Raw genomic sequence first — 230 nt, 5'->3', positions numbered from 1 at the left:
GATGGAGGCGTTGTGGTCGCGGTTCCTGCCGCAGACGACGATCATCCGCACCCTGCTCGACGACGGCGTGCTGCAGACCCCGGTCGGTGCCGCCGCGACGTTCGCGGGGCGCTTCGAGTACGACCCGCACAGCCGCGCCTTCGATCCGGCGCTCGGCGGGGGGAGCCTGCTCGACCTCGGCGTCTACACCCTGTGGTGGGCGCACTTCGTGCTCGGGCGACCGGAGTCGG

At 72.2% G+C, this 230-nt stretch carries 1 pseudogene; it reads left to right on the top strand.

Annotation, left to right across the window (positions count from 1 at the left end):
• Window positions 1-230, top strand: a pseudogene (locus FJ658_RS16405) (gfo/Idh/MocA family oxidoreductase); the annotation flags it as partial.

The sequence above is a fragment of the Schumannella sp. 10F1B-5-1 genome, from assembly GCF_006517535.1.
Lineage (GTDB): Bacteria > Actinomycetota > Actinomycetes > Actinomycetales > Microbacteriaceae > Schumannella.
The sequence above is the reverse complement of the archived record's forward strand: the minus strand, read 5'-3'. Positions and strand labels throughout refer to the sequence as shown.